At 72.3% G+C, this 20,461-nt stretch carries 22 protein-coding genes and 3 pseudogenes; 6 read left to right on the plus strand and 19 right to left on the minus strand.

Translation table 11 applies throughout. From position 1 onward, the window contains the following. Positions 1-438: 438 nt before the first annotated feature. Genes FAF44_RS44535 through FAF44_RS44545 form a run of 3 tightly spaced genes read left to right on the plus strand, consistent with a single transcriptional unit; the run spans position 439 to position 2,266 of the window. On the plus strand, positions 439-762 hold the full coding sequence (locus tag FAF44_RS44535) for a hypothetical protein (protein ID WP_237109496.1): 324 nt from the start codon (positions 439-441) through the stop codon (positions 760-762). 26 nt (positions 763-788) lie between these two features. Beyond that, on the plus strand, positions 789-1,898 hold the full coding sequence (locus tag FAF44_RS44540) for a molybdopterin-dependent oxidoreductase (RefSeq protein WP_237109497.1): 1,110 nt from the start codon (positions 789-791) through the stop codon (positions 1,896-1,898). Next, positions 1,895-2,266, plus strand: coding sequence for a hypothetical protein (locus FAF44_RS44545; protein ID WP_237109498.1), 372 nt, complete (start codon positions 1,895-1,897; stop codon positions 2,264-2,266). Before FAF44_RS44540 ends, FAF44_RS44545 begins: the two co-directional genes overlap by 4 nt. On the opposite strand, the gene FAF44_RS44550 is transcribed toward FAF44_RS44545, so the two are convergent. The 5 genes and pseudogenes from FAF44_RS44550 to FAF44_RS56140 form a co-directional block, all read right to left on the minus strand. Beyond that, a complete protein-coding gene (locus FAF44_RS44550) occupies positions 2,263-2,898 on the minus strand; it encodes a class I SAM-dependent methyltransferase (protein WP_237109499.1) in 636 nt (211 codons plus the stop codon). The genes FAF44_RS44545 and FAF44_RS44550 overlap by 4 nt on opposite strands. Then, the gene (locus tag FAF44_RS44555; RefSeq protein ID WP_237109500.1) at positions 2,895-3,116 is read right to left on the minus strand and encodes a hypothetical protein; all 222 of its coding nucleotides are present in this window, start codon (positions 3,114-3,116) and stop codon (positions 2,895-2,897) included. Before FAF44_RS44555 ends, FAF44_RS44550 begins: the two co-directional genes overlap by 4 nt. Beyond that, positions 3,113-3,352, minus strand: a complete 240-nt coding sequence (locus tag FAF44_RS44560; protein WP_237109539.1) for a hypothetical protein — start codon at positions 3,350-3,352, stop codon at positions 3,113-3,115. Before FAF44_RS44560 ends, FAF44_RS44555 begins: the two co-directional genes overlap by 4 nt. Continuing rightward, the gene (locus tag FAF44_RS44565; protein ID WP_237109540.1) at positions 3,349-3,528 is read right to left on the minus strand and encodes a hypothetical protein; all 180 of its coding nucleotides are present in this window, start codon (positions 3,526-3,528) and stop codon (positions 3,349-3,351) included. Before FAF44_RS44565 ends, FAF44_RS44560 begins: the two co-directional genes overlap by 4 nt. A gap of 169 nt (positions 3,529-3,697) precedes the next feature. Then, positions 3,698-4,195: pseudogene (locus FAF44_RS56140) on the minus strand (glycosyltransferase family 2 protein); the annotation flags it as partial. On the opposite strand from FAF44_RS56140, the gene FAF44_RS44575 reads away from it, so the two are divergent. Continuing rightward, positions 4,109-4,795: a response regulator transcription factor gene (locus tag FAF44_RS44575; protein ID WP_237109501.1), complete on the plus strand. Its 687-nt coding sequence runs from the start codon at positions 4,109-4,111 to the stop codon at positions 4,793-4,795. The pseudogene FAF44_RS56140 and the gene FAF44_RS44575 sit on opposite strands and share 87 nt — an antisense overlap. Continuing rightward, the gene (locus FAF44_RS44580; protein WP_237109502.1) at positions 4,792-5,901 is read left to right on the plus strand and encodes a sensor histidine kinase KdpD; all 1,110 of its coding nucleotides are present in this window, start codon (positions 4,792-4,794) and stop codon (positions 5,899-5,901) included. The genes FAF44_RS44575 and FAF44_RS44580 overlap by 4 nt, the downstream gene beginning before the upstream one ends. A 436-nt stretch (positions 5,902-6,337) precedes the next feature. Here FAF44_RS44580 and FAF44_RS44585 read toward each other — a convergent pair whose 3' ends face one another. The 8 genes and pseudogenes from FAF44_RS44585 to FAF44_RS44620 all read right to left on the minus strand — a co-directional run bounded on the left by FAF44_RS44585 (position 6,338) and on the right by FAF44_RS44620 (position 14,386). Beyond that, complete coding sequence (locus FAF44_RS44585; protein WP_368857791.1) at positions 6,338-6,952, minus strand: dihydrofolate reductase family protein; 615 nt, start codon at positions 6,950-6,952, stop codon at positions 6,338-6,340. Beyond that, positions 6,856-8,709: pseudogene (locus FAF44_RS44590) on the minus strand (glycoside hydrolase family 15 protein); the annotation flags it as partial. The pseudogene FAF44_RS44590 and the gene FAF44_RS44585, both read right to left, overlap by 97 nt. Further along, a complete protein-coding gene (locus tag FAF44_RS44595; protein ID WP_237109505.1) occupies positions 8,622-9,134 on the minus strand; it encodes a hypothetical protein in 513 nt (170 codons plus the stop codon). The pseudogene FAF44_RS44590 and the gene FAF44_RS44595, both read right to left, overlap by 88 nt. Continuing rightward, positions 9,131-10,477 (minus strand): molybdopterin-dependent oxidoreductase, encoded by a 1,347-nt coding sequence (locus FAF44_RS44600; RefSeq protein ID WP_237109506.1) that lies wholly within the window; start codon positions 10,475-10,477, stop codon positions 9,131-9,133. Before FAF44_RS44600 ends, FAF44_RS44595 begins: the two co-directional genes overlap by 4 nt. A 142-nt stretch (positions 10,478-10,619) precedes the next feature. After that, positions 10,620-12,068, minus strand: coding sequence for a glycosyltransferase 87 family protein (locus FAF44_RS44605; RefSeq protein WP_237109507.1), 1,449 nt, complete (start codon positions 12,066-12,068; stop codon positions 10,620-10,622). Further along, entirely contained in the window at positions 12,065-13,075 is a 1,011-nt protein-coding gene (locus FAF44_RS44610) for an NAD-dependent epimerase/dehydratase family protein (RefSeq protein ID WP_237109508.1), read from the minus strand. The genes FAF44_RS44605 and FAF44_RS44610 overlap by 4 nt, the downstream gene beginning before the upstream one ends. Then, on the minus strand, positions 13,072-13,725 hold the full coding sequence (locus FAF44_RS44615) for a TIGR04282 family arsenosugar biosynthesis glycosyltransferase (RefSeq protein WP_237109509.1): 654 nt from the start codon (positions 13,723-13,725) through the stop codon (positions 13,072-13,074). The genes FAF44_RS44610 and FAF44_RS44615 overlap by 4 nt, the downstream gene beginning before the upstream one ends. Before the next feature lies 1 nt (position 13,726). Continuing rightward, entirely contained in the window at positions 13,727-14,386 is a 660-nt protein-coding gene (locus tag FAF44_RS44620; RefSeq protein ID WP_237109510.1) for a glycosyltransferase family 2 protein, read from the minus strand. Positions 14,387-14,742: 356 nt separating this feature from the next. Between FAF44_RS44620 and FAF44_RS44625 the strand changes: the two genes are divergently transcribed. Then, on the plus strand, positions 14,743-15,354 hold the full coding sequence (locus FAF44_RS44625) for a methyltransferase domain-containing protein (RefSeq protein WP_237109511.1): 612 nt from the start codon (positions 14,743-14,745) through the stop codon (positions 15,352-15,354). On the opposite strand, the gene FAF44_RS55355 is transcribed toward FAF44_RS44625, so the two are convergent. The 6 genes and pseudogenes from FAF44_RS55355 to FAF44_RS44655 form a co-directional block, all read right to left on the minus strand. Continuing rightward, positions 15,349-15,684, minus strand: a complete 336-nt coding sequence (locus FAF44_RS55355) for a transposase (RefSeq protein WP_272895890.1) — start codon at positions 15,682-15,684, stop codon at positions 15,349-15,351. The genes FAF44_RS44625 and FAF44_RS55355 overlap by 6 nt on opposite strands. 119 nt (positions 15,685-15,803) lie before the next feature. Further along, positions 15,804-15,989: pseudogene (gene rpsO, locus FAF44_RS44635) on the minus strand (30S ribosomal protein S15); the annotation flags it as partial. A gap of 164 nt (positions 15,990-16,153) precedes the next feature. Next, positions 16,154-17,620, minus strand: coding sequence for a beta-propeller fold lactonase family protein (locus FAF44_RS44640; RefSeq protein ID WP_237109512.1), 1,467 nt, complete (start codon positions 17,618-17,620; stop codon positions 16,154-16,156). A gap of 256 nt (positions 17,621-17,876) precedes the next feature. Beyond that, entirely contained in the window at positions 17,877-19,097 is a 1,221-nt protein-coding gene (locus FAF44_RS44645; RefSeq protein ID WP_237109513.1) for a TIGR02679 family protein, read from the minus strand. Further along, complete coding sequence (locus FAF44_RS56145; protein ID WP_308193497.1) at positions 19,090-19,647, minus strand: SbcC/MukB-like Walker B domain-containing protein; 558 nt, start codon at positions 19,645-19,647, stop codon at positions 19,090-19,092. The genes FAF44_RS44645 and FAF44_RS56145 overlap by 8 nt, the downstream gene beginning before the upstream one ends. A gap of 336 nt (positions 19,648-19,983) precedes the next feature. Continuing rightward, a complete protein-coding gene (locus FAF44_RS44655; RefSeq protein WP_237109515.1) occupies positions 19,984-20,361 on the minus strand; it encodes a hypothetical protein in 378 nt (125 codons plus the stop codon). Between the last annotated feature and the right edge of the window lie 100 nt (positions 20,362-20,461).

Consider the following 20,461-nt stretch of genomic DNA (forward strand, 5'->3'; position numbering starts at 1 on the left):
CAGCCCTCCGCCGCCGACATCAGGCCACAGCGCGCAGGCACCACTTCCGGCAGCGCCTGCGCCTCCAACACATGCAGATCTAGCTATGTAGTACTAGGGAACGAACGCCGTCTTCGGCACGCCCTGCGCGAGTACGAAAGCTTCTACAACCAGCACCGAGCCCTGAACCAAGCAGCCCCGCCGCGTCCCGCTCCGGGCCCGATCATCGATCCCGGGCGAATCATCAGGCGCAGGTGCCGACCCTCGGGCGGTTGATGCGCGTGCAGCCGCCCTCCGGCAGCCACGACAGGTAGGTCCGCGCGCAGACCGGCCCGTGGGGGAACAGCCACACGTCGCGCAGGCCGCTCAGCGCGGGGTCGGCCGGAGGGTGGTCGTAGGGGGAGACCCCGGCGGCCTGGACCCGGCCGTCCCAGACGTAGCGGTAGGAGTCGGTAGCTGGTGCGGGGGACGCCCAGGAACCCGGTCGCGCCGACCGCGAGCCCGCCGACGATCACCAGCGACGCGGCGCGGCGGGCCGGGACCCGCCGCAGCGACCACGCCGCCGCCGCGAACAGCGTCCAGCACAGCGCGTACCAGGCGATCAGGCCGGCCGGGTCGGCGAGCTGCCCGGCACGGGTGATCGCGGCGGCCGAGGCGGCGACCAGAGCGGCCAGCAGGGCGATGGTGAGTCTCACCCGGCCAGACTGGCAGCGCGCCCGCCGGGGACATCCGCCACCGGGCCGGACGTCCGGGTTTCGTAAGGTGCCGTCTCCCCCTGATTGAGGGTCCGGCGCGATTGCATGGGCACCATGAGACCCACGCTTCCGCAGTTCAGGGGCCGCTTGCACGACCCTCGGACCGCTGTGGCGATCGGCCGCCGGCTCGGCGCGGCCATCGTCGTCTGCTTCCTGACGGGGCTGATCAGCCACGTACTGCGACATCCGCCCGGCTGGATGACCGGGTTGCTGCCGACCCGGCCGGTCTGGGGTTACCGGCTGACCCAGGGCCTGCACGTCGCCTCAGGCCTGGCGGCGATCGTGCTGGTGATGGCGAAGCTGTGGACGGTCTACCCGCGTCTGTTCGCCTGGCCGCCGTTCCGCTCGCTCCCGCATCTGGTCGAGCGGCTGACGATCGCGCTGCTCGTGGCGGCGACGGTGTTCGAGCTGTTCACCGGCCTGATCAACATCCTGCAGTGGTATCCGTGGCCGTTCTCCTTCACCCAGACCCACTACGCCGTCGCCTGGATCGTCGCCGGTTCCCTGCTGCTCCACCTGGCCGTGAAGGCGCCGCTGATCAGGACCGACCGGCGGCCGAGACGCGCCGACGTGGACGCGGCCGACCGCCGGGCGCTGCTGACGGGTGTCGGCGTGGCGGTCGGCGCGGTCACGCTGACCACCGTCGGCCAGGCGTTCACGCCGCTGCGCGCCTTCACCCTCCTCGCACCCCGCAACCCCGGCATCGCGCCCCAAGGGGTGCCGATCAACCGGACGGCCGCCGCCGCGCAGGTCACCTACGCCTCGGCCGACGGCTGGGCCCTGGAGGTCGCCGGGCCGAAGCCCTACCGGATCACCCTGGCCGAGCTCAACGCCCTGCCGCAGCAGCGGGTACGGCTGCCGATCGCCTGCGTCGAAGGATGGAGTGTCAACGCCTGGTGGTCGGGTGTGCCGATCCGCGACCTGCTGGCCCGCGCGGGGATCGCGCCGGGCAGGCCGCTGCGGGTGACCTCGATGGAGGTCTGGGGCTACTACAAGGTCATGGAGATGCCCGCCCAGTACGCCGACGACCCCCAGACCCTGCTCGCGTTGAAGCTCAACGACGAGGTACTGTCGCTCGACCACGGCTACCCCGCGCGGATCATCGCCCCCAACCGGCCGGGCGTCCTGCAGACCAAATGGGTGTCCCGGCTGGAGGCGCTGTGAGGGTCACGCTGGGCGCGGCCGGGGTCGCACTGATCGCCGTCGGGCTGTTCTTCCTGCTGCCGCTGCCCGGCCTGTGGGCAGTGGTCGTCTGGTTCGGCGGAGCCATCGCCCTGCACGACGCGATCATCGGCCCGCTCGTGCTCCTGGCCGGCCTGCTGGTGGCCCGCCTGCCCGACCGGGCCGTGGTACGCGGGGCGCTGATCACGATGGGCGCGCTGGTGCTCATCACCGTCCCCGTGCTGCTGCGCCCCGGGCCTTCGCCGAACCCGACGGTCCTGGCTCAGCCCTACGGCCTCAACCTGCTGATCTGCCTCGCGGTAGTGGCCGTGGTCGCGGTCGTGCTGGTGCTGGTCCGCCGTCGGCGCTAGTGGACCGGTCGCGCAAGTTCGACGAACTGGCGCTCCGCCACCGACCACTCGCCGGCCGGAAACCAGCCCGCTGTGACGGCGTGCCGGATGAGCGCCGCCACACCGGCTCGGGCCCATGGGAACGGTGCTCCAAGACCGCCGCCGTCATCAAGGCAGACCACGTGGCGTTCGTCCACCTCAGCGGGGTCAGCCTCGGCGATCAACCGGCCGTCCTGGGCGGTCAGTTCGGTCATGCGCCGCAGCAGCGCGGCGATGTCGCCGCCGATGCCGATGTTGCCGTCGATGAGCAGGGCCGTCGTCCAGCGGCCCGTGCCCGGGATCGGCTCGAACACCGATCGGCACAAAGCCATACCGCCCCTGCGGCGGGTTTCGGCCACGGCCTCCGCGCTGATGTCGATGCCGAGCGTGCGATGGCCCCGCTCGGAGAGGGCAGCGACCAGACGGCCGGGCCCGCACCCGACGTCCAGGACCGCCCCCCGGCATCGGGCCAGCACCGACCGGTCCGCGGCGTCGGTCCCCGCGCACCAGCGTTCGACGTCGAGCGGAAACCGGCCGCCGTCGGCGCGGCGCATGAACAACGGGCCGCGCCCGGCGCGCAGGGCGAGGGCGTAGGGGTCGTCGTGCCAGGTCACCGGACGGCCACCCGGGCCGACAGGCGGGTGTGGACTTGGGCGAACCGGGTCCGGGGAGCCTGGGCGGCCACCTTTCCGGCGTCGTCGGCCGTGTCGACGTCGCGGAGCCTCGGCAGCTCGCCGACGCGCAGCTTCCCCGGCCGGGCCCGCTGTGCCCCGCCCGTCTCCGGCACCGACATCGGTACGCCGAGCAGCAGGGCCGGGTCGGGGTCTTTCACGTCGAGGCCGCCGGCGCATCGGGGACGGATCTCGAACCCGGCGGGTAGCCAGGGTCCGGGGGAGCCGTCGAGCACCAGCACGTGCCGGTCGGCGGGGTTCGGAGCGCCGCGTCGAGGGTGTCGGCCAGCGCCGCCTCTGCCGGCGCGGCGGTCTCCCGCGCGGTGAACGGCGGGGGGAGCCGGGTCTTCACCTTCCCGGTAACGGGCTCCTTGGCGATCACGAGGAGGGTCGTCATCGGGCCAGCACCTTCCGCATGTCGCGGACCGCCTGGAATGTTCCCCGCCAGGTGCCGGTGACTTCGGACTTCCCGGCGCGGGTCAGGTAGGGCACGTCGACCTCGCGGATCCGCCGGCCCTCGTCGGCGGCGCGGACCACCGTGTCGAGGGGGTAGCCGCTGCGCCGGTCGGTCAACCCCAGTTTCAGCAGGTTCCTCCCGGCGGGCCGCGCGCAGCGGCCCCAGGTCCTTCAGCCGCAGCCCGGTCCGGCGCCGGACCAGATGTGACAGCGCCCGGTTCCCGGCCCGCGCGTGCGCGGGCCACCCCCCGCGCCTGGTCGGGCGCCGCCGTCCCAGCACCAGGTCGTCTCCCTCTCCGATCTTCGGTACGAATCCCGTCAGCGGTCCCGGATCGAGAGAGGCGTCACAGTCGCAGAAACGGACGACCTCCGCCGTGGCCGCGACGAGTCCCGCGTGACAGGCCGCCCCGAACCCGCGCCGCGGCTCGGGCACGACCGTCGCCCCGAGGGAGCGGGCGAGCTCCGCCGACCCGTCGGTCGATCCGTTGTCCACGACCGGCGCCCGCCAGCCGGGCGGGATCCGCTCCAACACCCACGGCAGCGCCTCGGCCTCGTTCAGGCAGGGCAGCACGACATCCACTGTTGGTTGGATCACACTCGCAACCGTAGGAACAACGGGCCCGGATTCCGGGCGCAGAGTCCTTACGAAACGCGGACGCCGCCCATATCGCCTGGTCTGAGGTGCCAGGCTGGGGGCATGAGGATCCTGGTCGTGGAAGACGACCCGACCGTCGCCGGCGTCGTGTCCGATTACCTGCTCCGGGCCGGTCACACCGTCGACCACGCCGCCGACGGCCCCACCGGGCTCGACCGCGCCGTCGGCGAGCGCCCCGACATGGTCGTGCTCGACCTGATGCTGCCGGGCCTCGACGGGCTGGAGGTCTGCCGCCGCCTGCGGGCAGAAAGCCCCATACCGGTGATCATGCTGACCGCCCGGGGCGAGGAGGACGACCGCATCGCCGGGCTGGAGGTCGGCGCCGACGACTACGTCACCAAGCCGTTCAGTCCCCGCGAGCTCGTGCTGCGCGTGGAGTCGGTGCTGCGCCGCAGCCAGGCCCCCGGTCCGATCCGGCGCGACCCCTTGACGGCCGCCGGGCTGACGCTCGACCCGGAGACCCACCGCGCCGCCAAGGACGGCGTCGAGCTCACGCTCACGCTGCGCGAGTTCGACCTGCTGGCCCACTTCCTGGCCCACCCCCATCGGGCCCACACCCGCGAGGAGCTGATGCGGGAGGTGTGGGAGTGGGACTTCGGCGACCTGTCGACGGTGACCGTCCACGTCAGACGCCTGCGCGGCAAGGTCGAGGACGATCCGGCCCGGCCCCGCCTGATCCTCACGGTGTGGGGCGTCGGCTACCGCTTCGACCCGGGGGAGCCGGAATGAGGGATGTGCTGCTCATCGCGCTGTTCGCGCTCGGCGGGGCGGCCGTGGCCGGGCTGGCGGGCGCCGGGGTGCTGATGTTGCTGCGGCGGCGCTCAGTGGCCGTCTCGCTGATCGTGGTGGCGGTCGTCGCGGTGACCGCGATGCTCGCCGGGACGCTGTCGGTCGCCTGGGCGATGTTCCTGTCACCGCACGACCTGTGGGTGGTGACGGTGGTGGTCGCGATGGCCGCCGTGGTGTCGTTCGTGACCGCGATGGTGCTGGGCCGCTGGGTGGTGGCCCGCAGCCGTGACCTGGCCAGGGCCACCCGTGAATTCGGCGACGGAGGCGACTTCGCCGCCCCGGCCGTCCCGGCGACCGCCGAACTGGCCGACCTGGCCAGGGAACTGGCCGCCACCAGTGAGAGGCTGGCCGCCTCCCGGCAGCGCGAGAGGGCACTGGAGTCCTCGCGGCGCGAACTGGTCGCCTGGATCTCCCACGACCTGCGCACCCCGCTCACCGGGCTGCGCGCCATGGCCGAAGCGCTGGAGGACGGCGTCGCCGCCGACCCGGTCCGCTACCACCGTCAGATCCGCGCGGAGGTCGAGCGGCTGACGGCGATGGTCGGCGACCTGTTCGAGTTGTCGCGCATCCACGCGGGGGCGTTCACCCCCGTACCGAGCCGGATGTCCCTGCGCGACCTGGCCGCCGACGCGCTGCTGGGCGCCGGGCCGCTGGCCGACGAGCGCGGGGTGCGGCTGGTCGGCGAGGACCTCGACCACGTACCCGTGGAGGTCGACGGCAAGGAGATGACGCGGGTTCTGGCCAACCTGCTGGTCAACGCCATCAGGCACACCCCGGCCGACGGCACGGTCGCCGTCAGCGCCGGGCGCGTCGGCGACAGCGCGGTCCTGACCGTCACCGACGCCTGCGGCGGCATCCCCGCCGCCGACCTGCCGCGCGTGTTCGACACCGGCTGGCGCGGCACCGCCGCCCGCACCCCGCCCGCCGGGGCCGGGCTCGGGCTGGCGATCGTGCGCGGCATCGTCGAGGCCCACGCGGGCCGCGCCGACGTGCGCAACGTGCCCGGCGGCTGCCGCTTCGAGGTCACGCTCCCGCTGGTGACCTGAGGGGCGCGCGGGCGAACTCCGCGACTCCGTCGGCGAACGCCACCCTAGGCTTCCCGCCCAGGTCGTCGCGCAGCCGGGGGAGTCGGCGGTGATGTGCCGCACGTCGCCCAGCCGGTAGCCGCCCGTGACGACCGGCGCCGGGCGGGTAGCGCAGCGACACCGCCCGCCGGTCGCCCGCGCCCACGACGCGGCCGGATGCTCCTGGGCGAGCTTGGTGGCGGCGTAGACGTTGCGCGGATCGGCGGGGCGTCCTCGCGGACCAGCCCGGGGAGCAGCCCGGCCCCGCAGCGCGGGCAGCGCGGCTCGAACCGGCCCGCCGCCAGGTCGGCGACCGCCCGGGGCTCCGGCCCCACCTGCGACGAGTACTCGCATGCCGGCGACGCTACGAGACCGGCGGCCCGGACGGGGCCTTCGTACCCGGGCCGTAAGACTTCCGTCAGATCGCGGGCGCCCGCACGTAACGGGTCAGCACGGCGGTCCCGGCCCGCTCGGCCGACAGGCACTCCAGGTAGGCGGGCGGGCCGTCCGCGGGGAAGAGCCGCTCGCCGGTGCGGAGCAGCGCCGGGAAGACCAGCAGCCGGTATTCGTCGATCAGATCCTCGGCCATCAGGGCGTGGACGACGCTCCGGCTGCCCGCGACGACCACGTCGCGTCGCTCTCGCTTCACGGCGCCGGCGAGGTCGCCGTCGGTGATCCGCGAGTTCGCCCAGGCCGATGTGTCGGCCAGCGTGCGGGAGACGACCAGCTTCGGGACGGCGTTCATCCGCGCCGAGAACGGGTCGTCGCGTCCGGGCCGGAGTGTGTCGCGTTTCCAGGGTCGTGCTGAGTTGGACTCGGCTGCCGTCGCCGGCCGGACGGGTGTCCAATGGCTCGACGGCGCGGAACGGCACGCTCGCGGGCCCGTCATCGATGACCTCGACGCCTGGTGTCCCTGATGGCGCGGGCGGCGTTGATCAGGCCGATGTGGCTGAGGGCCTGAGGGAAGTTGCCGATTGCCTCTCCTGTCGTGGAGTCCACCTCCTCGCTGAGCAGGCCGACATCGTTGGCGCAGGAGGCGGCGGTCTCGAACGTCCGTCTGGCCGCGGCGTCCTGCCCGGTGAGGGCCAGTGCGTGGGCGAGCCAGAAGGTGCACAGCAGGAAGGTGCCCTCCTGGCCCGGCAGCCCGTCGGCGGAACGGTAACGGTGCACCAGCCCTCTCGCGTCGGTCAACTGGGTGGCGACGGCCTGCACGGTGGAGCGGATTCTTGGGTCGTCCGGCGGCAGGAATCCGACCAGGGGCATCATCAGGGTGGCGGCGTCGATATGGGTGCCACCGAACGTCTGGGTGAAAGCACCCGCCTGCTCACTCCAGCCGTGGGTCAGGATCGCGGTGTGGATCTCGTCTCGGACGCGCGTCCAGTCGGCGACCCGGGAGGCGGCCCCCAGCACGGGGGCCAGGGTGATCGCCCTGTCCAGTCCCACCCAGCACATCAGCTTGGAGTGCGTGAAGTGCCTGCTGGGGCCACGGATCTCCCACAGGCTCTGATCCGGCTCCTGCCAGCGGCGCGCGGCGGTCTCGGCGACTCCGATCAGCAGCGAGCGGGTGAGGGGGTCGAACGGGCCGATGTCCCGGTAGGTCCGGCAGGCGGCGTCGAGCAGTTCGCCGTACACGTCGAGCTGCCGCTGGCGCCAGGCGTCGTTGCCGACCCGCACGGGCGCGCTGTTCCGCCACCCCCGCAGATGCGGTAGCCGCCGTTCGCTGAGGTCGCGCTCGCCGCCGATGCCGTACATGATCTGCAGGTCGGGGTCCGTGTCGGTCTGTCCCGCGCATGCGCGGGACAGGAAGGTGAAGAAGGCGGTCTCTTCCTCCTCGCAGGTGGCCGTGTTCAGGGCGTGCAGGGTGAAGCTGGCATCGCGGACCCAGGTGTAGCGGTAGTCCCAGTTGCGCTGCCCGCCGATGCTTTCCGGCAGGGAGGTGGTGGCCGCGGCCACAATGGCCCCCGTCGGGGCGTAGGTCATCGCGCGCAGAACCCGGCCGCTGTGGTTGACCTGCCGGCGCCAGGGTCCCTCGTAGTCGGCGTGCCCGCGTGACCAGGAGCGCCATCCCGCGACGGTGTCGCGGAGCCGGCGCGCGACGGCCCAGGAGGTACGGCGCGGCGGGTCGGGCGCCCAGGTCGGGCCGGTCTGGAGCGCCAGACCGACGTTCTGTCCTGCGCGCAGGGTGAGAGCGGCGTCCGCAATCGAGCCGCTGGTCCGGAATTCCACCGGACTGGACAGGGTGAGCACGTCGGCGCCTCCACGGGCGATCAGGCCGCCGCGGACCGGCTGCATCAGCGGGCGGACGAGGCCGAACTCGGGCCGGGGCGCATACACGATCTCCACAGGCACCTGCCCTTCGGTGCAGGCGAGCCGGCGAAGGAGCAGGCCGGGGGATGACGTGCCCAGCGCGTGCCCACGTTCCCCACGGCCCAGCGCGAGAGCGTCCAGAAGCACCACAGTGCCGACGCGCGTCCGGAACGTGGTCTCCAACACAAGGGTGTCCTCGACGTACCGGCGGGTCACCTCGGCCGGACATGCCGGCCGGATCGTCCAGTAGCCGGCTTCCTCGTCCAGCAGTCGGGCGAAGAGTGCCGGGCTGTCGAAACGTGGCAGGCACAGCCAGTCGACAGAGCCGTCGGACGTGACCAGTGCGGCGGACCGGCAGTCCGACAGCATCGCGTAGTCGCCGATCGGGCGGGCGCTCAACGGCCGACCCACCCCGCGGCCAGGCGTCGCAGCACGTAGAGCAGCGCTGAGGCGGCGAAGAGCGCCAGGCTGACCAGAATCCATCGGTTGAGATAGGGAATGGTGCTCAGGCCGACCGCCGCCCGGTAGTTGGGCTCGGCGCCGTGCAGGATGAGCGGGAACCACACCAGCAGCAGCAGGCCGGAGAACGCGGTCGGCACGCGCAGGTAGTTGAGCGGAGCCGGCCGCCGCCCCGTTGGCCGGGGCCGACGCCGAGCAGCCGGACGACCGCGATGAGGAGTATGGGAGAGGGAAGACCGGGCGGCCAAGTCGGCGGCGGAGTAGAGCGGGAACAACACCAGATCGTGGAGGATGACGGCCCCCACGAACCACACCACGAAGCCCACCCAGATGCCCGCGTCGACCACCCGGGTGGCGGCGTACCCGGCGACCAGGAACCCGAGAGCGAGCACGAGCAGGTGCCACCAGGGTGCGCCGTAGGCTCTGGCCCACAGGTTGCGCCCGGTCACGACCGCTCCTGGCCGAAGTCGAGCTCGCGTACCCACTTCGTGTTGTGCACGCCGGGAGCGTTGGGGACGATGACCCGCGCCGGGTATCCGTGGTCGAGGGACAGGTCGGCCCCGTTGACCCGCAGCGCCAGCAGCGAGCGCGGGTCGGCGACCTGCGCGGCGCTGAGCGAGGCCTGACCGAAATAGCCCCCGCGTTGCAGGGACCTGGCGGTGACGCCCGCCTGGCCGGTCCGGATGCCGGCGAGGCGGGCGAGGTCGGCCAGTCGTACGCCGGTCCACGTCTGGACGGTCGACCAGCCTTCCACGCAGGCGATCGGCAGGGCGTAGGTGTGCAGCGGCATGGCCAGCAGGTCCACGCGGGAGAGTTCGCTCCGGTGCGGTCCGACGAGTGTCAGCCGCCAGGAGTCGCCGGTCAGGTCCGGGGTGACGCCGAGGCTCGCCGCCGTCTTGTTGACCTGGAAGTCGTTGGGGCCCGTACCGTAGTGGCGGCCGTGGGGAGCCAGCAGCGCGGTACGGCGCAGCGGCCCGTCGACGCACTGGCCGGCGGACAGGCCGAACATGACCAGCGAGCCGCCGCCGGCGAAGGCCAGCAGGCCGCGCCTGGACATCGTGGGGGGCGCGGGGTCGGCGGCGACCAGGCCGCCGGGGTCCGGCGGCTCCGGGCGGGTGTCGGCCACGGAACTGCGCAGGTGGTCGCGCAGGCCGTACGTGCGCAGGGTGTGCACGACGCCGGGCAGCTTGATGACGACGTGGACGGCGAAGGCGGCCAGGAAGATCCACGCGCCGTAGAAGTGCGCCGGGTAGAAGGAGAACGGGAAGACGTAGAAGAGCTGGATGTTGAGTATCCCGGTCACGAACTGGAACACCGCGCCGCCGACCAGGAGCAGCAGGCTGGCCCGTTCGACGGCCTGCGCCACGGAGCGGGCGGGCGGCCAGGAGAACAGCTTGGGGATGACCGACCACAGCTTGGCCAGCAGGATGGGCACCAGTGTCAGCCCGCCGACGACGTGCACGCCCTGGGTGAGCCGGTACAACCACACCGGGTCCGTGGGCCAGTCGAACAGGTAGAAGCCCAGCAGGCCCCTGCCGGGGGTCGTGTCGTTGCCCGGCAGCCGGGGCTCGTAGGCGGCGTACGACACCAGCCCGGTGATCGCGACCAGGGTGATCCCGGCCAGCAGGACCAGCCCGAGCACCGAGGTCAGCCAGGGGCCGCGGAGCGGGCTGCGCCAGAACTCCGGCCGGAACGGGCCCGGCGGCCCGCCCCACCCCTTGAGGCGCGCGGCCAGGCGGCCCTTCCTGCCGGGCTTGACCTCACGATCGCGCCCCCGCGACGTATCCGGCACCGATCCCCCCGAAATCCGCTGTCGGCTGTCCGGACTCCTGACCGGACGCTGTCCTTCCGAAAGCCACGTCCCGGCACCCGTTCGGCAATGTCCGGACGCGTCGTCATCCGCAGCCACGCCCCGGCACCCGTTCGGCGCGTCGTCATCCTCTTCGCAAGCGCGAGGCGCCGTACGCGCCGCCCGGTGCGGGACGGGCCGCGCGTGCGGCGAATCCGGCGGCCACCGCCAGCGCGGCCAGGGCGTAGGCGACGGTCCCGAAACCGGCGCCGGTGCCCAGGTAGGCCGCGGCGCTCGCCAGCGGGACGCCGAGCCACTCCCACCGGCCGTCGAGGGCGACGAGCGCGACGACGAGCACGGCGTACCAGGAGTAGCCGGGGGTGAACACGAGGATCGCCACCCCGGTCACCAGCAGGGCGCCGCGCCACGGCCGGTCCGCGTCGCCGTGGCGGAGCACGTAGAAGAGCACGGCCCCGAGAATGACGAGGGCCGCGGGGAACGCCCACGCGTCGGGAAGGACCAGCCGCAGCAGCGCGTACCGGTCCCTGCTGCCGGCGTCGTCGTACCCCTCCTCGGTCACGTAACCGGCGAAGTACCCGAGGACGGAGCCGCGCGAGGCGAGCACGTACGGCAGGTAGGCCAGCGCCACGACGAGGGCGGCGGGGCCGAGGACGGCCAGGGCGTCGAGCGTCCGGCGCGCGAACGTCCTCCCGCCGGGCGCGAGGACCCCGGAGAGCGCTCCGGGGACGGTGACGGCGGGCAGCAGCTTGGCGGCCGTCGCCGCGCCCAGCAGCGCGCCGCCGACGGCCCGGTGCCTGCTCACCGTGGCCAGGCCGATGACGGCGAGCAGGATGCCGAGCGCGTCCACATGAGCGTTGTTCACCAGTTCGAGCGGGACCGCGGGACACCACGCGTACCAGGCGGTGCGGGCCGCAGCGTCATCCCGGGCGCCGACCCGGGAACTGAGGTCGCCCCGGGTGCCGGGTCGGCGGGTGAGTGCGATCAGCAGCGCGGCCGAGGTCGCGAGCGCGAGGAGTGCGCCGCCGATCTGCAGCGGCTTGTGCCGCGCCCCTTCGGGCGAGAGCCCGTGCACCAGGAGGAAGTACGCCTCCGCCAGGGGCGGATAGATCGTGTGCACGCCGGGACGGTTGATCCGCGTGCACGACGCCACCGCCTCCCCGGAGGGGATCGGATAACGATCGGGGCCCGAGCAGGCGTCGCCGCGGGGGAAAAGCCAGGGGTCGCGCAGCGGTGCCAGGGCCGCCTCCGCCGGGGCGTGGTCGTAGGGCGGGACGCTCGCGGCCTGCACCCGTCCGTCCCAGGCATAGCGGTAGAGGTCGGTGCTGGTGGCGGGCGGCGACAGCAGGCCGGTGGCGGCCACGGCGATCCCGCCGGCCGCCAGCAGGCACCGCGCCCGGCGCGCCGGCAGCCCGCGCACGGCCCACGCCGCCGCGAGGAAGACCGCCCAGGCGAGCGCGTACGGCCAGAACAGGCCGTGGCGATCTGCGGGGACGGCGTCCGTGCCGATCGTCAGCGCGAGCATGCCGACGAGGGCGGCCAGCAGGACGGCCGTGCCCACCGTGCGGCAGGTCACGCCGGGCAGGCCAGGGGCGCGGTGGCGAACTCCTTCATCCCCTCGTCGAACCCGATCCGGGCGTGGAAGCCGAGCTCGGCACCCGCCCGGTGCGGGGCGGCCACGATGTGGCGGACGTCGCCCAGCCGGTACTCCCCCGTCGTCACCGGCTCCGGCCCGCCGCACTGCCGGGCCAGCGCGACGGCCATGTCGCCGACGCTGTGCGGCTCCCCGCTGGCGACGTTGTACGCGGCCAGCAGGCCCGGCCGGCCGCCGGAGAGCGCGGCGACGTTCGCGCGGGCGACGTCACGGACGTGGACGAAATCCCGCAGTTGCCCGCCGTCCTCGAACACCCTGGGTGCCCGGCCGGCCTCCAGCGCGGACCGGAAGATCGCCGCCACCCCGGAGTACGGCGTGTCGCGGGGCATCCTGGGCCCGTACACGTTGTGGTAGCGCAACGCGACGGCCGTGCCGCCGGTCTCGCGCGCCCAGTTGGCGGCCAGATGCTCCTGCGCCAGCTTGCTGGTGGCGTACGCGTTGCGGGGGTCCGCCGGGGCGTCCTCGCCGATGGTCGCGTGGGTCACCTCCGAGTCGCACCGAGGGCAGCGGGGCTCGAAGAGGCCGCGTGCCAGGGCGTCGGCGGAACGCGGCGCGGGCCGTACCCGGCCGTGCCCCGGGCAGTCGTAGGCGCCTTCGCCGTAGACCACCATCGAGGAGGCCAGCACCATCCGCCCGATCTCGTGCCGGGCCATCGCGGCGAGCAGCACGGCCGTGCCGTACACGTTGGTGGAGGCGTAGTCCGGCAGGTCGGCCACGTTCACGCCGAGCCCGACCTTGGCCGCCTGGTGCACGACGACGTCGGCGCCCGCCATCGACCGGTCGAGCGCGGCGGTGTCGCGTACGTCGTCGCCGGTCCTGAGGTCGAACCGGACCACCTCGTGCCCGGCCGCCTCCAGCGCCTCCGTCACATGGCTTCCGATGAACCCGGCCGAACCGGTGACCAGTACCTTCGTGTGCGAGGAGGTCATCGCGGCACCGCCGTTCCGGCGAGCGCGGCGGCGAAGCGGGAGCCGGGGGCCAGTGCGGCCACCTCGATCGCGTCCGCCATGGTGTCCACGTCGGTCAGGCGGGGCAGGCGGGCGACGCTCATTCCGGCCTCGGTCAGTCGGTTCAACTGGATCTCTCCTGTGGTCGGCTCGGACATCGGCACGCCGAGCAGCAGATCGGGGTCGGGGGCGCGCAGCCCGAGCAGCCAGAACCCACCGTCCGTCGCGGGGCCGAACACCGCGTCGTGGACGCCGAGCAGCGACACGGCCTCGGCCAGCAGGCCCGCCGACACCTGCGGGGTGTCCATGCCGATGAGCACGATCGGGGTGGGCGAGAGCCGGTGGGCGTCGTCGAAGGCGGCGGCGAGCCGTTCGTCCAGACCGTCGCCGCGCTGCGGAACGACGGTGAACCCGGCGGGCAGCCACGCCCCGGGGGCCCCGTCGAGCGCGATCACGCGGCGGACCGCGGGTACCCGGGCGACCGTCCGCAACGTGTCCTCCAGCGCGGCCCCGGCCAGTGCCGCGGCCTCGTCCGGCGTGCAGGGCGGAGTCAGGCGGGTCTTCACCTTCCCCGGGACGGGCTCCTTGGCGATCACCAGGAGCTGCGCGCCGGCGGAATCGTGCGGGCTCACGTCAATCCGTCCTGGCGGACATGACCCGGCGCATGTCGCCGATCGTCCGCAGCGTGCCGCGCACCGTACCGGTCACCTTCGACCTCCCCGTACGGGCCAGGTAGTCCACTTCGACCTCGGCGATCCGCCACCCGGCCGCTCCGGCGCGCAGCACCATCTCCAGGGGGTAGCCGAAGCGCCGGTCCGCCAGCGCCAGGTCCAGCAGGGCGGCGCGTCCGCACGCCCGCATCGGCCCCAGGTCGTGCAGGTCGGCACCGGTACGGCGGCGCAGCCTGCGCGCCAGTACGGCGTTGCCGAGCCGGGCGTGCGCCGGCCAGGAGGCGCCCGGTCCGAGGACGCGGCGGCCGAGCACCAGATCGGCCTCACCCGCCCGGACGGGTCCGGCGACGCGCGGCAACTGCCCGGGATCGAGGGACGCGTCGGCGTCCATGAAGCACACCACGTCCGCCGTCGCGGCCGTCAGGCCGGCGTGGCACGCGGCGCCGAATCCGGGCCGGGGCTCGGCCACCACCATGGCGCCGAGGCCCGCCGCGATCTTCGCGGATGCGTCGGTCGAGCCGTTGTCGACCACGATCGGGCGGAAACCGGGCGGCATCCGCCCGAGCACCCAGGGCAGGGCCGCCGCCTCGTTCAGGCAGGGCAGAACCACGTCGATCTCCATAGGCCGACGCTAACGCGTTCGTTCGCTCAGCTTCTCTTACGAAAGGATGACGTCGTTCCGAGAAATGACCGCTCCGGGCCCGCGGACATACGGTTTCATGGCCGGCCCCGTGGTTTGGTTCATGGAATTCCGCGTCCCCGGCAGAGGATGCGAACTGTCCTGCTCCGCCGCATTTGGGAAGGAGCTGAGGGCATGATGGACGCGTTTTTGCCAGGCGGTGGCCGTTCCCCGTCCTTAAGACCTTGGTAAGGATCGTCGGTGACCTGCCGGGGTAAGTGTGCCTGCATGATCATCGGCAGTAACGCGAACATTCCTGCAGTTTCCTCTCTCACGGCCCGCCATAATGGAAGAGCCGCGTGATCGGCGCATTCTACGAAGAAAGTCTCAAGGGCGGAAACGTAGTCATCGAATATGCCGACGGCCGCGTGGGCGCGCTCCGCGCCGAACGCTGGCTCCGGTACAACGAGGGCGACGAGCACATCCTGGCCCGATGCGGTGGACCCACTCTCGACGTCGGTTCGGGGCCCGGCAGGCTGACCGTGGCGCTCACCCGGATGGGCATTCCCGCCCTGGGCATCGACATCACGCCCCTGGCCGTGGAGCTGACCCGCCGCGCGGGCGGCCTGGCGCTGCGCAGGTGCGTCTTCGAGCCCCTTCCCGGCACCGGGTGGTGGGCCGAGGCGCTCCTGGCAGACGGCAACATCGGCATCGGCGGCGACCCGGCGGCCCTCCTCCGGCGTCTGCGCGAACTGGTCAGGCCGGGCGGAACGGTGATCGCCGAGCTCTCACCGCCGGGGTCGCGCAGCAGCGTCCACACCGTACGGCTGCGCCAGGCCGGGCGTGCCAGCGACTGGTTCGCCTGGGCGACCGTCTCGATCGACGACATCGCGGCCCTGGCCGGGCGATCCGGGTTCCCCGCCACCGAACGCTGGAGCGCGGCGGGCCGCTGGTTCGCCTCCCTCTCATGACCGAGTGACCGCCGCGTGTTCCCTCCGTGCGGCCCCGGACCCACCACGGTCAGCGCTGCCGTGCCAGGACTGCAGTGGTGTCCCGCTTCGGGGCGGCCAACGCCGCCGTGCCGGGACGCCAGTGATGTCCGCCTCCAGGGCCGCGATGAGTCGGACCCGGCTGCCGTCGCCGGCCGGACGGATGTCCAGCCGGCGACGGCGCCGTTCCCACATCCGCAGCGTCTCGCGGCTGACCCCCAGATCCCGCGCGGTCGACGTGATCGTCCGATCCGGCCTCGACAGCACCAGCGCCACCGCGTCGGCCTTGAACTCGGGCGGGTAGTTCCTCATCACCGTCAGGGACATCTCTTCCCCTGGACCTCAAGATCCAGTCTCCAAGGTGTCTACGTTCAAGGGGAAGGCCCGGGTGCCGGGGAAGCGGTGTTGCTGTCGTTCCCCCGGCACGGGTGTCATCGACGCAGGCCGAGCCGTTGGATGAGGCGTCGATAGCGGTCGATGTCGGTTCCGCGTAGGTACTTCAGCAGTCGCCGCCGGCGACCGTTGAGCATCTGCAACCCGCGACGGCTGTGATGGTCCAGCCGGTGGGTGCGCAGATGCGCGGTGATGTCGGCGATCCGGTGGGTCAACAGCTCCAGGAAGGCGGTCGGCGGTTCCGTTCGCCGTAGCGATCCTTGGCTGGTCGATGCGCGAAGCGCAACTGATTTATCCGTCCGGGCTGTACCTGCCGATCATCGAGAGAAGACGACGTCCCGGTCGCCCGGTACCGATCCGTGAACTCTCCGACGGCCAGCGAGTGCTGTCAGAGCCGGGCGATGACGGTATGGGACGCCCGAGCCCGGGCAGAGCCGTTGCAGTGCACCGTGGTTCCGGTGAACACCAGGGCTGTCGAGCAGTTCTCGTCGTCGGTGACGGTTACGGTTGCGGTGAACCGCCCCGGCCGTCGATAGGTGTGGGTCGGTACGGGGCCGCCGTCGCGCAGGATGGTGCCGTCGCCGAAGTCCCAGTCGAAGCGTGCGATCCGGCCGTCGGGATCGGAGGCGATCGAGGCATCGAAGCGGATGGCCTGGCCGGCGCCCCGGGCCTGGACGGTGAGGGCGGCGAGCGGGCCCTGGTTGGGAAGAACGGCGAGTGATTGGAACCGGGGAGCCGTGCCGCCGGTGGGGATCGCCGGGTTGGTGATCGGGTCGAGGCGGCCGTCAGATCCGATGGAGAACGTGGAGAGCCGGCCGGGGCCGGGGCTGCCCGCCACGAGCAGGCGGCGTCCGTCCGGGGTGGTGTCGATGCCGACCGGTCCTTGCCCGGCGATCAACGGCGAGCCGGTGACCTCGGTGAGAGAGCCGTCGCCGTTGATCGCGTAGACGGACACCCCTCCGGGATCAACGTCGGGGTTGTCCTGGTCGCCAGGACTGGCGATGAACAGGTGCCGTCCGTCCGGCGCGATCGCGGCGCCTTCGGCATTCGTCAAGGTGTCGAACGGGCTGCCGGGTACCGGTGTCAGGTCTCCGTTCTTGCCGACGCGGAACCCGTCGACCTTGGCCTCGAACTGGGTGGCGGCGTACAGGTACCGCCCGTCGGGCGTGAAGACCATCCCGGCCGCCGAAGGGCTCGTCGGGACTGGGCGGCCTGCCCGGCGAAGCGTGCCGTCCTGCTTGATGGCGAAGCGGACGATGGCATCGGGACCGGGCAGTGTGGGCATGCCATGCCCCACATAGAGGAAGCGGCCGTCGGGGCTGACCCCCAGGCCCCGCGGGAGGGGGAAACCGGTCGGGACCGGGTCGCCGGCTCGCTTCAGGGTCCCGTCAGCGTTGATCGTGAAGGCCGTGACCGTGCCGGACAAGAGGTTCGCGGTGAACAGCGACGTGCCGTCGGGCGTGATCGCGAGGCTGAACGGCGTCGTACCGCCGGTCGGTTCGGTCGCCAGCAGCGTCAGCTCGCCGGCGGGGCCGACTCGGTAGGCCGCGATCTCCCTGACCGTCCGGTTCGCCACGTAGGCCGTACCGCCGTCCGGAGCGAAGAGGATGCTCGCCGGCCCGCTGCCGTCGCCGGTGGTGACCAGATCTCCCACGCGCTTCGGGCTGCTGTCCTGGCCCAGCCTGAACGCGGCGATGTCGTGGGAAAGTGCGTGGGTGACGTAGAACAGGCGGCCCCTGACGGCGCCGCCCCCGTCATCCGCGGTTCCTGAGCCTGGAGCGGTGGAAACCAGCTCGGCCGCGAACATGAGCGCGATCATCACAACGGACAAGCGCCCGCGGTGCAGGACTTTCATGATCGTCTTATCCTTCCTGCGGGGACGGCGGCGGAGGGACGGCAATGAATTCGACCCACACGCGCAGGTGGATGCGCCCACAGGGATGACGTGACAACCTCGTGATGTAAGCCCTCGATGAAGACCGGCAGCAGCTCGTCAAGGATGAAGGCGAGCACCGATCGGTGGCCGATGAGCGCCGCTTCGGCCGACCCGATCGCGAACTGACGAGATGCTCTGCCAGGTCTGGCGACGCCAGCACAGTGCACGCAGCCGTTCACCCAGTTCGCGTCAGGTCGGCGAGGAGTGCGGGGATGAGGCGTTCCTCCATGACGGCGCGGCCGGCGGTGGCCATCGCGTCGGCGAGGGCCTCGTCCCAGAGGCTGGCCGAGGGGGTGCCGGTGAGTGGGGTGGATTCGCCCAGCTCCAGCCCGGCGGAGTAGTCGGCCACCCCCATCCGCCAGGGGATCGCGCCGTGCAGCAGTTGGGCAGAGGCGAGGATACGCAGCCCGGTCCAGTCGAAGTCGGCGCGCCAGCGCAGCCGGGGGTACCCGGTGAGCAGCTTGTGGCACGCCGCCGAGGGGATCCCCTCGGTGCAGACCAGAGCGGCCGACGCCGTGCCGAGCTCGGCAGCGGCGGCGCGAAGGACCGCGGGGTTCTCGCAGACGAAGATTTCCTCGGCGTCCGGCACGATCTCGTACTCGACCTGCTGCTGGAGGGTAAGGCGAAACGGGATACCGTGCGCGGCGGCGTCATCGAGCCAGCGCGACACAACGGACCCGCCGCCGGTTCTGACATTGAGCACGAGCACCTGGCTGGCCAGGTCGTCGACGATCACCCCGGCCGACTCCCACAGCTCGCGTGGCGCGTGTCCATGGTCGCGCCCGCTTCGCTTCTCGTCGGCTCCTTCGTCGCCCTCTCGTCGCGAGCTCCTGTGCTTCGGCTCCCCGGACGTGCGCATGGCGAGCGCACGCAGCACCAGCGTGGCCAGCGGGCTGCCACGTCCGAGCGCCTTGGTGTCTCCCGTGGCAGCCTCGGCCAGCACCGGCAGCGGAACGAAGGACGCAGGAAGCAGGTCGAGCACGGCGCACGCCTGGCGGATCAGATGGCCGTCGCCACGCCGGATCAGGCGGGTGAGGGTGCCGTCCGCGCTCATCGCGGCCAGCCAGCCGGCGAACCAGGGGGTTCCCGCGTGTTCGGAGGGAGTGGCCAGTAGTTCCTCCCTGGCTGCCTCCTCGGCAGCGCGTTCCGCCGCTCTGTCCCTGACCTGGCCGCCCAGCGCCCTGATCAGCCCGCCGGGGATCACGGCGTCGAGATCGGCCAGCGACACGGTGAGTCGTTTGACGCCTTCCGGGCGATAGATTCCGGTGATGCCGATGATGGCGCGCCGCTCATCGTCCGTGGGCGCGTTCAGCCCGATGGAGCCCTCCAGCGCTCCTCCGGTGCGCTCCAGACGACGGCGAGCGGCCGCCAGGAGGCGGTCGGGGAGATCAGCCAACGGGCACCCGCCGTACCCCGGGGGAGCCGAGCGCGACGGTCAGCTCGCCGGTGTCGTCGGCCAGCAGCTCAGCTCCGTCCCACACCAGCAGCAGAGCGCTGACCGTGTGTTCGACGGGCGAGTGGGCCAGGTCGTAGTGGGCCGCGGCGGGTACGGCCGCGTGCGTGGCCCACAAGTCGTAGCCCGTCATGAACAGGTCGAGATCGAACTGGGCGGCCAAGCCCATCAGTTCGCTGCGGCCGGTGTCGTCGACCCCGGCGAATGCCTCGTCCAGCGCGAGCAGCCGGGGAGCGTCAGGTCTGGCCGAGTTGAGCATGGCGTGGGCGGCGGCGAACAGGGGCAGGTGCAGCGAAACCGACGGCGATTGCGGGTGCGCGAAAGATAGACGGTCTCGCCCGGTCTCAGCCCACGGGCCTGAGCCCAGCGGCGCAGGATGAGCAACGCGCCGGACAGCTTGCCGAGGTTGGCGTCGGCGGTCTTCTCCAGGTACGGCACGCGGGCCGCCTTCGCGACTCGGGATTCCAGCGGGATGGAGGGCATTGCCGTTTATCGTAGACGCGTCAGTGGCGAGGGCGTCGGCGTGCGGCGCGAGCCGCCGGACTCATTCGTGCTGACATCGACGTCGGCGCTGAGCGGCAGCGTGACCGCCGCGGCCACCCGCACAGGGTAGGTGGTGCCGGCATCGGCCAGGAACGTCTGGTCGGGCCTGACCGTCAGCCCCGTATGACCGCCCGTGGAGAGCACATCGCTGTCGGCCTCCCCGCGCTTGGCCAGCGGGAGCTTACCCTTGGCGGTGCTGTCCGCGACGATCGGCCGCGTCAGGGCGGCGACCAGTTTCCTGTCCTCGTCCTTCAGCAGCAGTCGGCCGCCCTGCCCTCGGTCAGGGTCAGGCCGTCGTCTTCGACGCCGATGCGTAGCTCCACCGGCTTTGTGGGCCGCTGGCGCAGCACCACCTCATGACGGAACGGGAGTGTGCCCCGGGAGAGAGCTCCGTGATCGCGCCTTCGGCGAGGGCCGTGGTCCGCAGCTTGCCGCCCACCTCGACCAAGGTGGTGTCGATCGGTGCCCAGCGTCCGCCCAGTCGGACCCGCACCGGGCCGGCCGTGATTTCGGTCTTGAACGTCTTTCCGTCCGGCTGGGCGTAGGTGATGCTGCGGCCAGCTCCCTCGTCGAACTTCCAGTGCCCCGCAGCCTGCTGCAGTGTGGTGAAGGACCAGGCACGGGGAACCATGTCATTTTCCGACGCGTCGATCGCATCTGACACCGTGACGATGTACTTGGGACACCGGCGGCAACCGGGTCGAGCAGACCACCCCGCGAGCGTTCACCCCGAGATAACTCCCGACCCGCCACCGCACGGCACG

The sequence above is a fragment of the Nonomuraea sp. MG754425 genome, from assembly GCF_021699195.1.
In the GTDB taxonomy this organism is placed as follows: Bacteria; Actinomycetota; Actinomycetes; order Streptosporangiales; family Streptosporangiaceae; genus Nonomuraea.

Bases quoted from the DNA above. Each gene is read 5' to 3' on its own strand.
- FAF44_RS44610 (WP_237109508.1), bottom strand. From the start codon at position 13,075: ATGACCTCCTCGCACACGAAGGTACTGGTCACCGGTTCGGCCGGGTTC.
- FAF44_RS44640 (WP_237109512.1), bottom strand. From the start codon at position 17,620: ATGAAAGTCCTGCACCGCGGGCGCTTGTCCGTTGTGATGATCGCGCTC.
- FAF44_RS44580 (WP_237109502.1), top strand. From the start codon at position 4,792: ATGAGGGATGTGCTGCTCATCGCGCTGTTCGCGCTCGGCGGGGCGGCC.
- FAF44_RS44575 (WP_237109501.1), top strand. From the start codon at position 4,109: ATGAGGATCCTGGTCGTGGAAGACGACCCGACCGTCGCCGGCGTCGTG.
- FAF44_RS44620 (WP_237109510.1), bottom strand. From the start codon at position 14,386: ATGGAGATCGACGTGGTTCTGCCCTGCCTGAACGAGGCGGCGGCCCTG.
- FAF44_RS44560 (WP_237109539.1), bottom strand. From the start codon at position 3,352: ATGACGACCCTCCTCGTGATCGCCAAGGAGCCCGTTACCGGGAAGGTG.
- FAF44_RS44540 (WP_237109497.1), top strand. From the start codon at position 789: ATGAGACCCACGCTTCCGCAGTTCAGGGGCCGCTTGCACGACCCTCGG.
- FAF44_RS55355 (WP_272895890.1), bottom strand. From the start codon at position 15,684: ATGAGGAACTACCCGCCCGAGTTCAAGGCCGACGCGGTGGCGCTGGTG.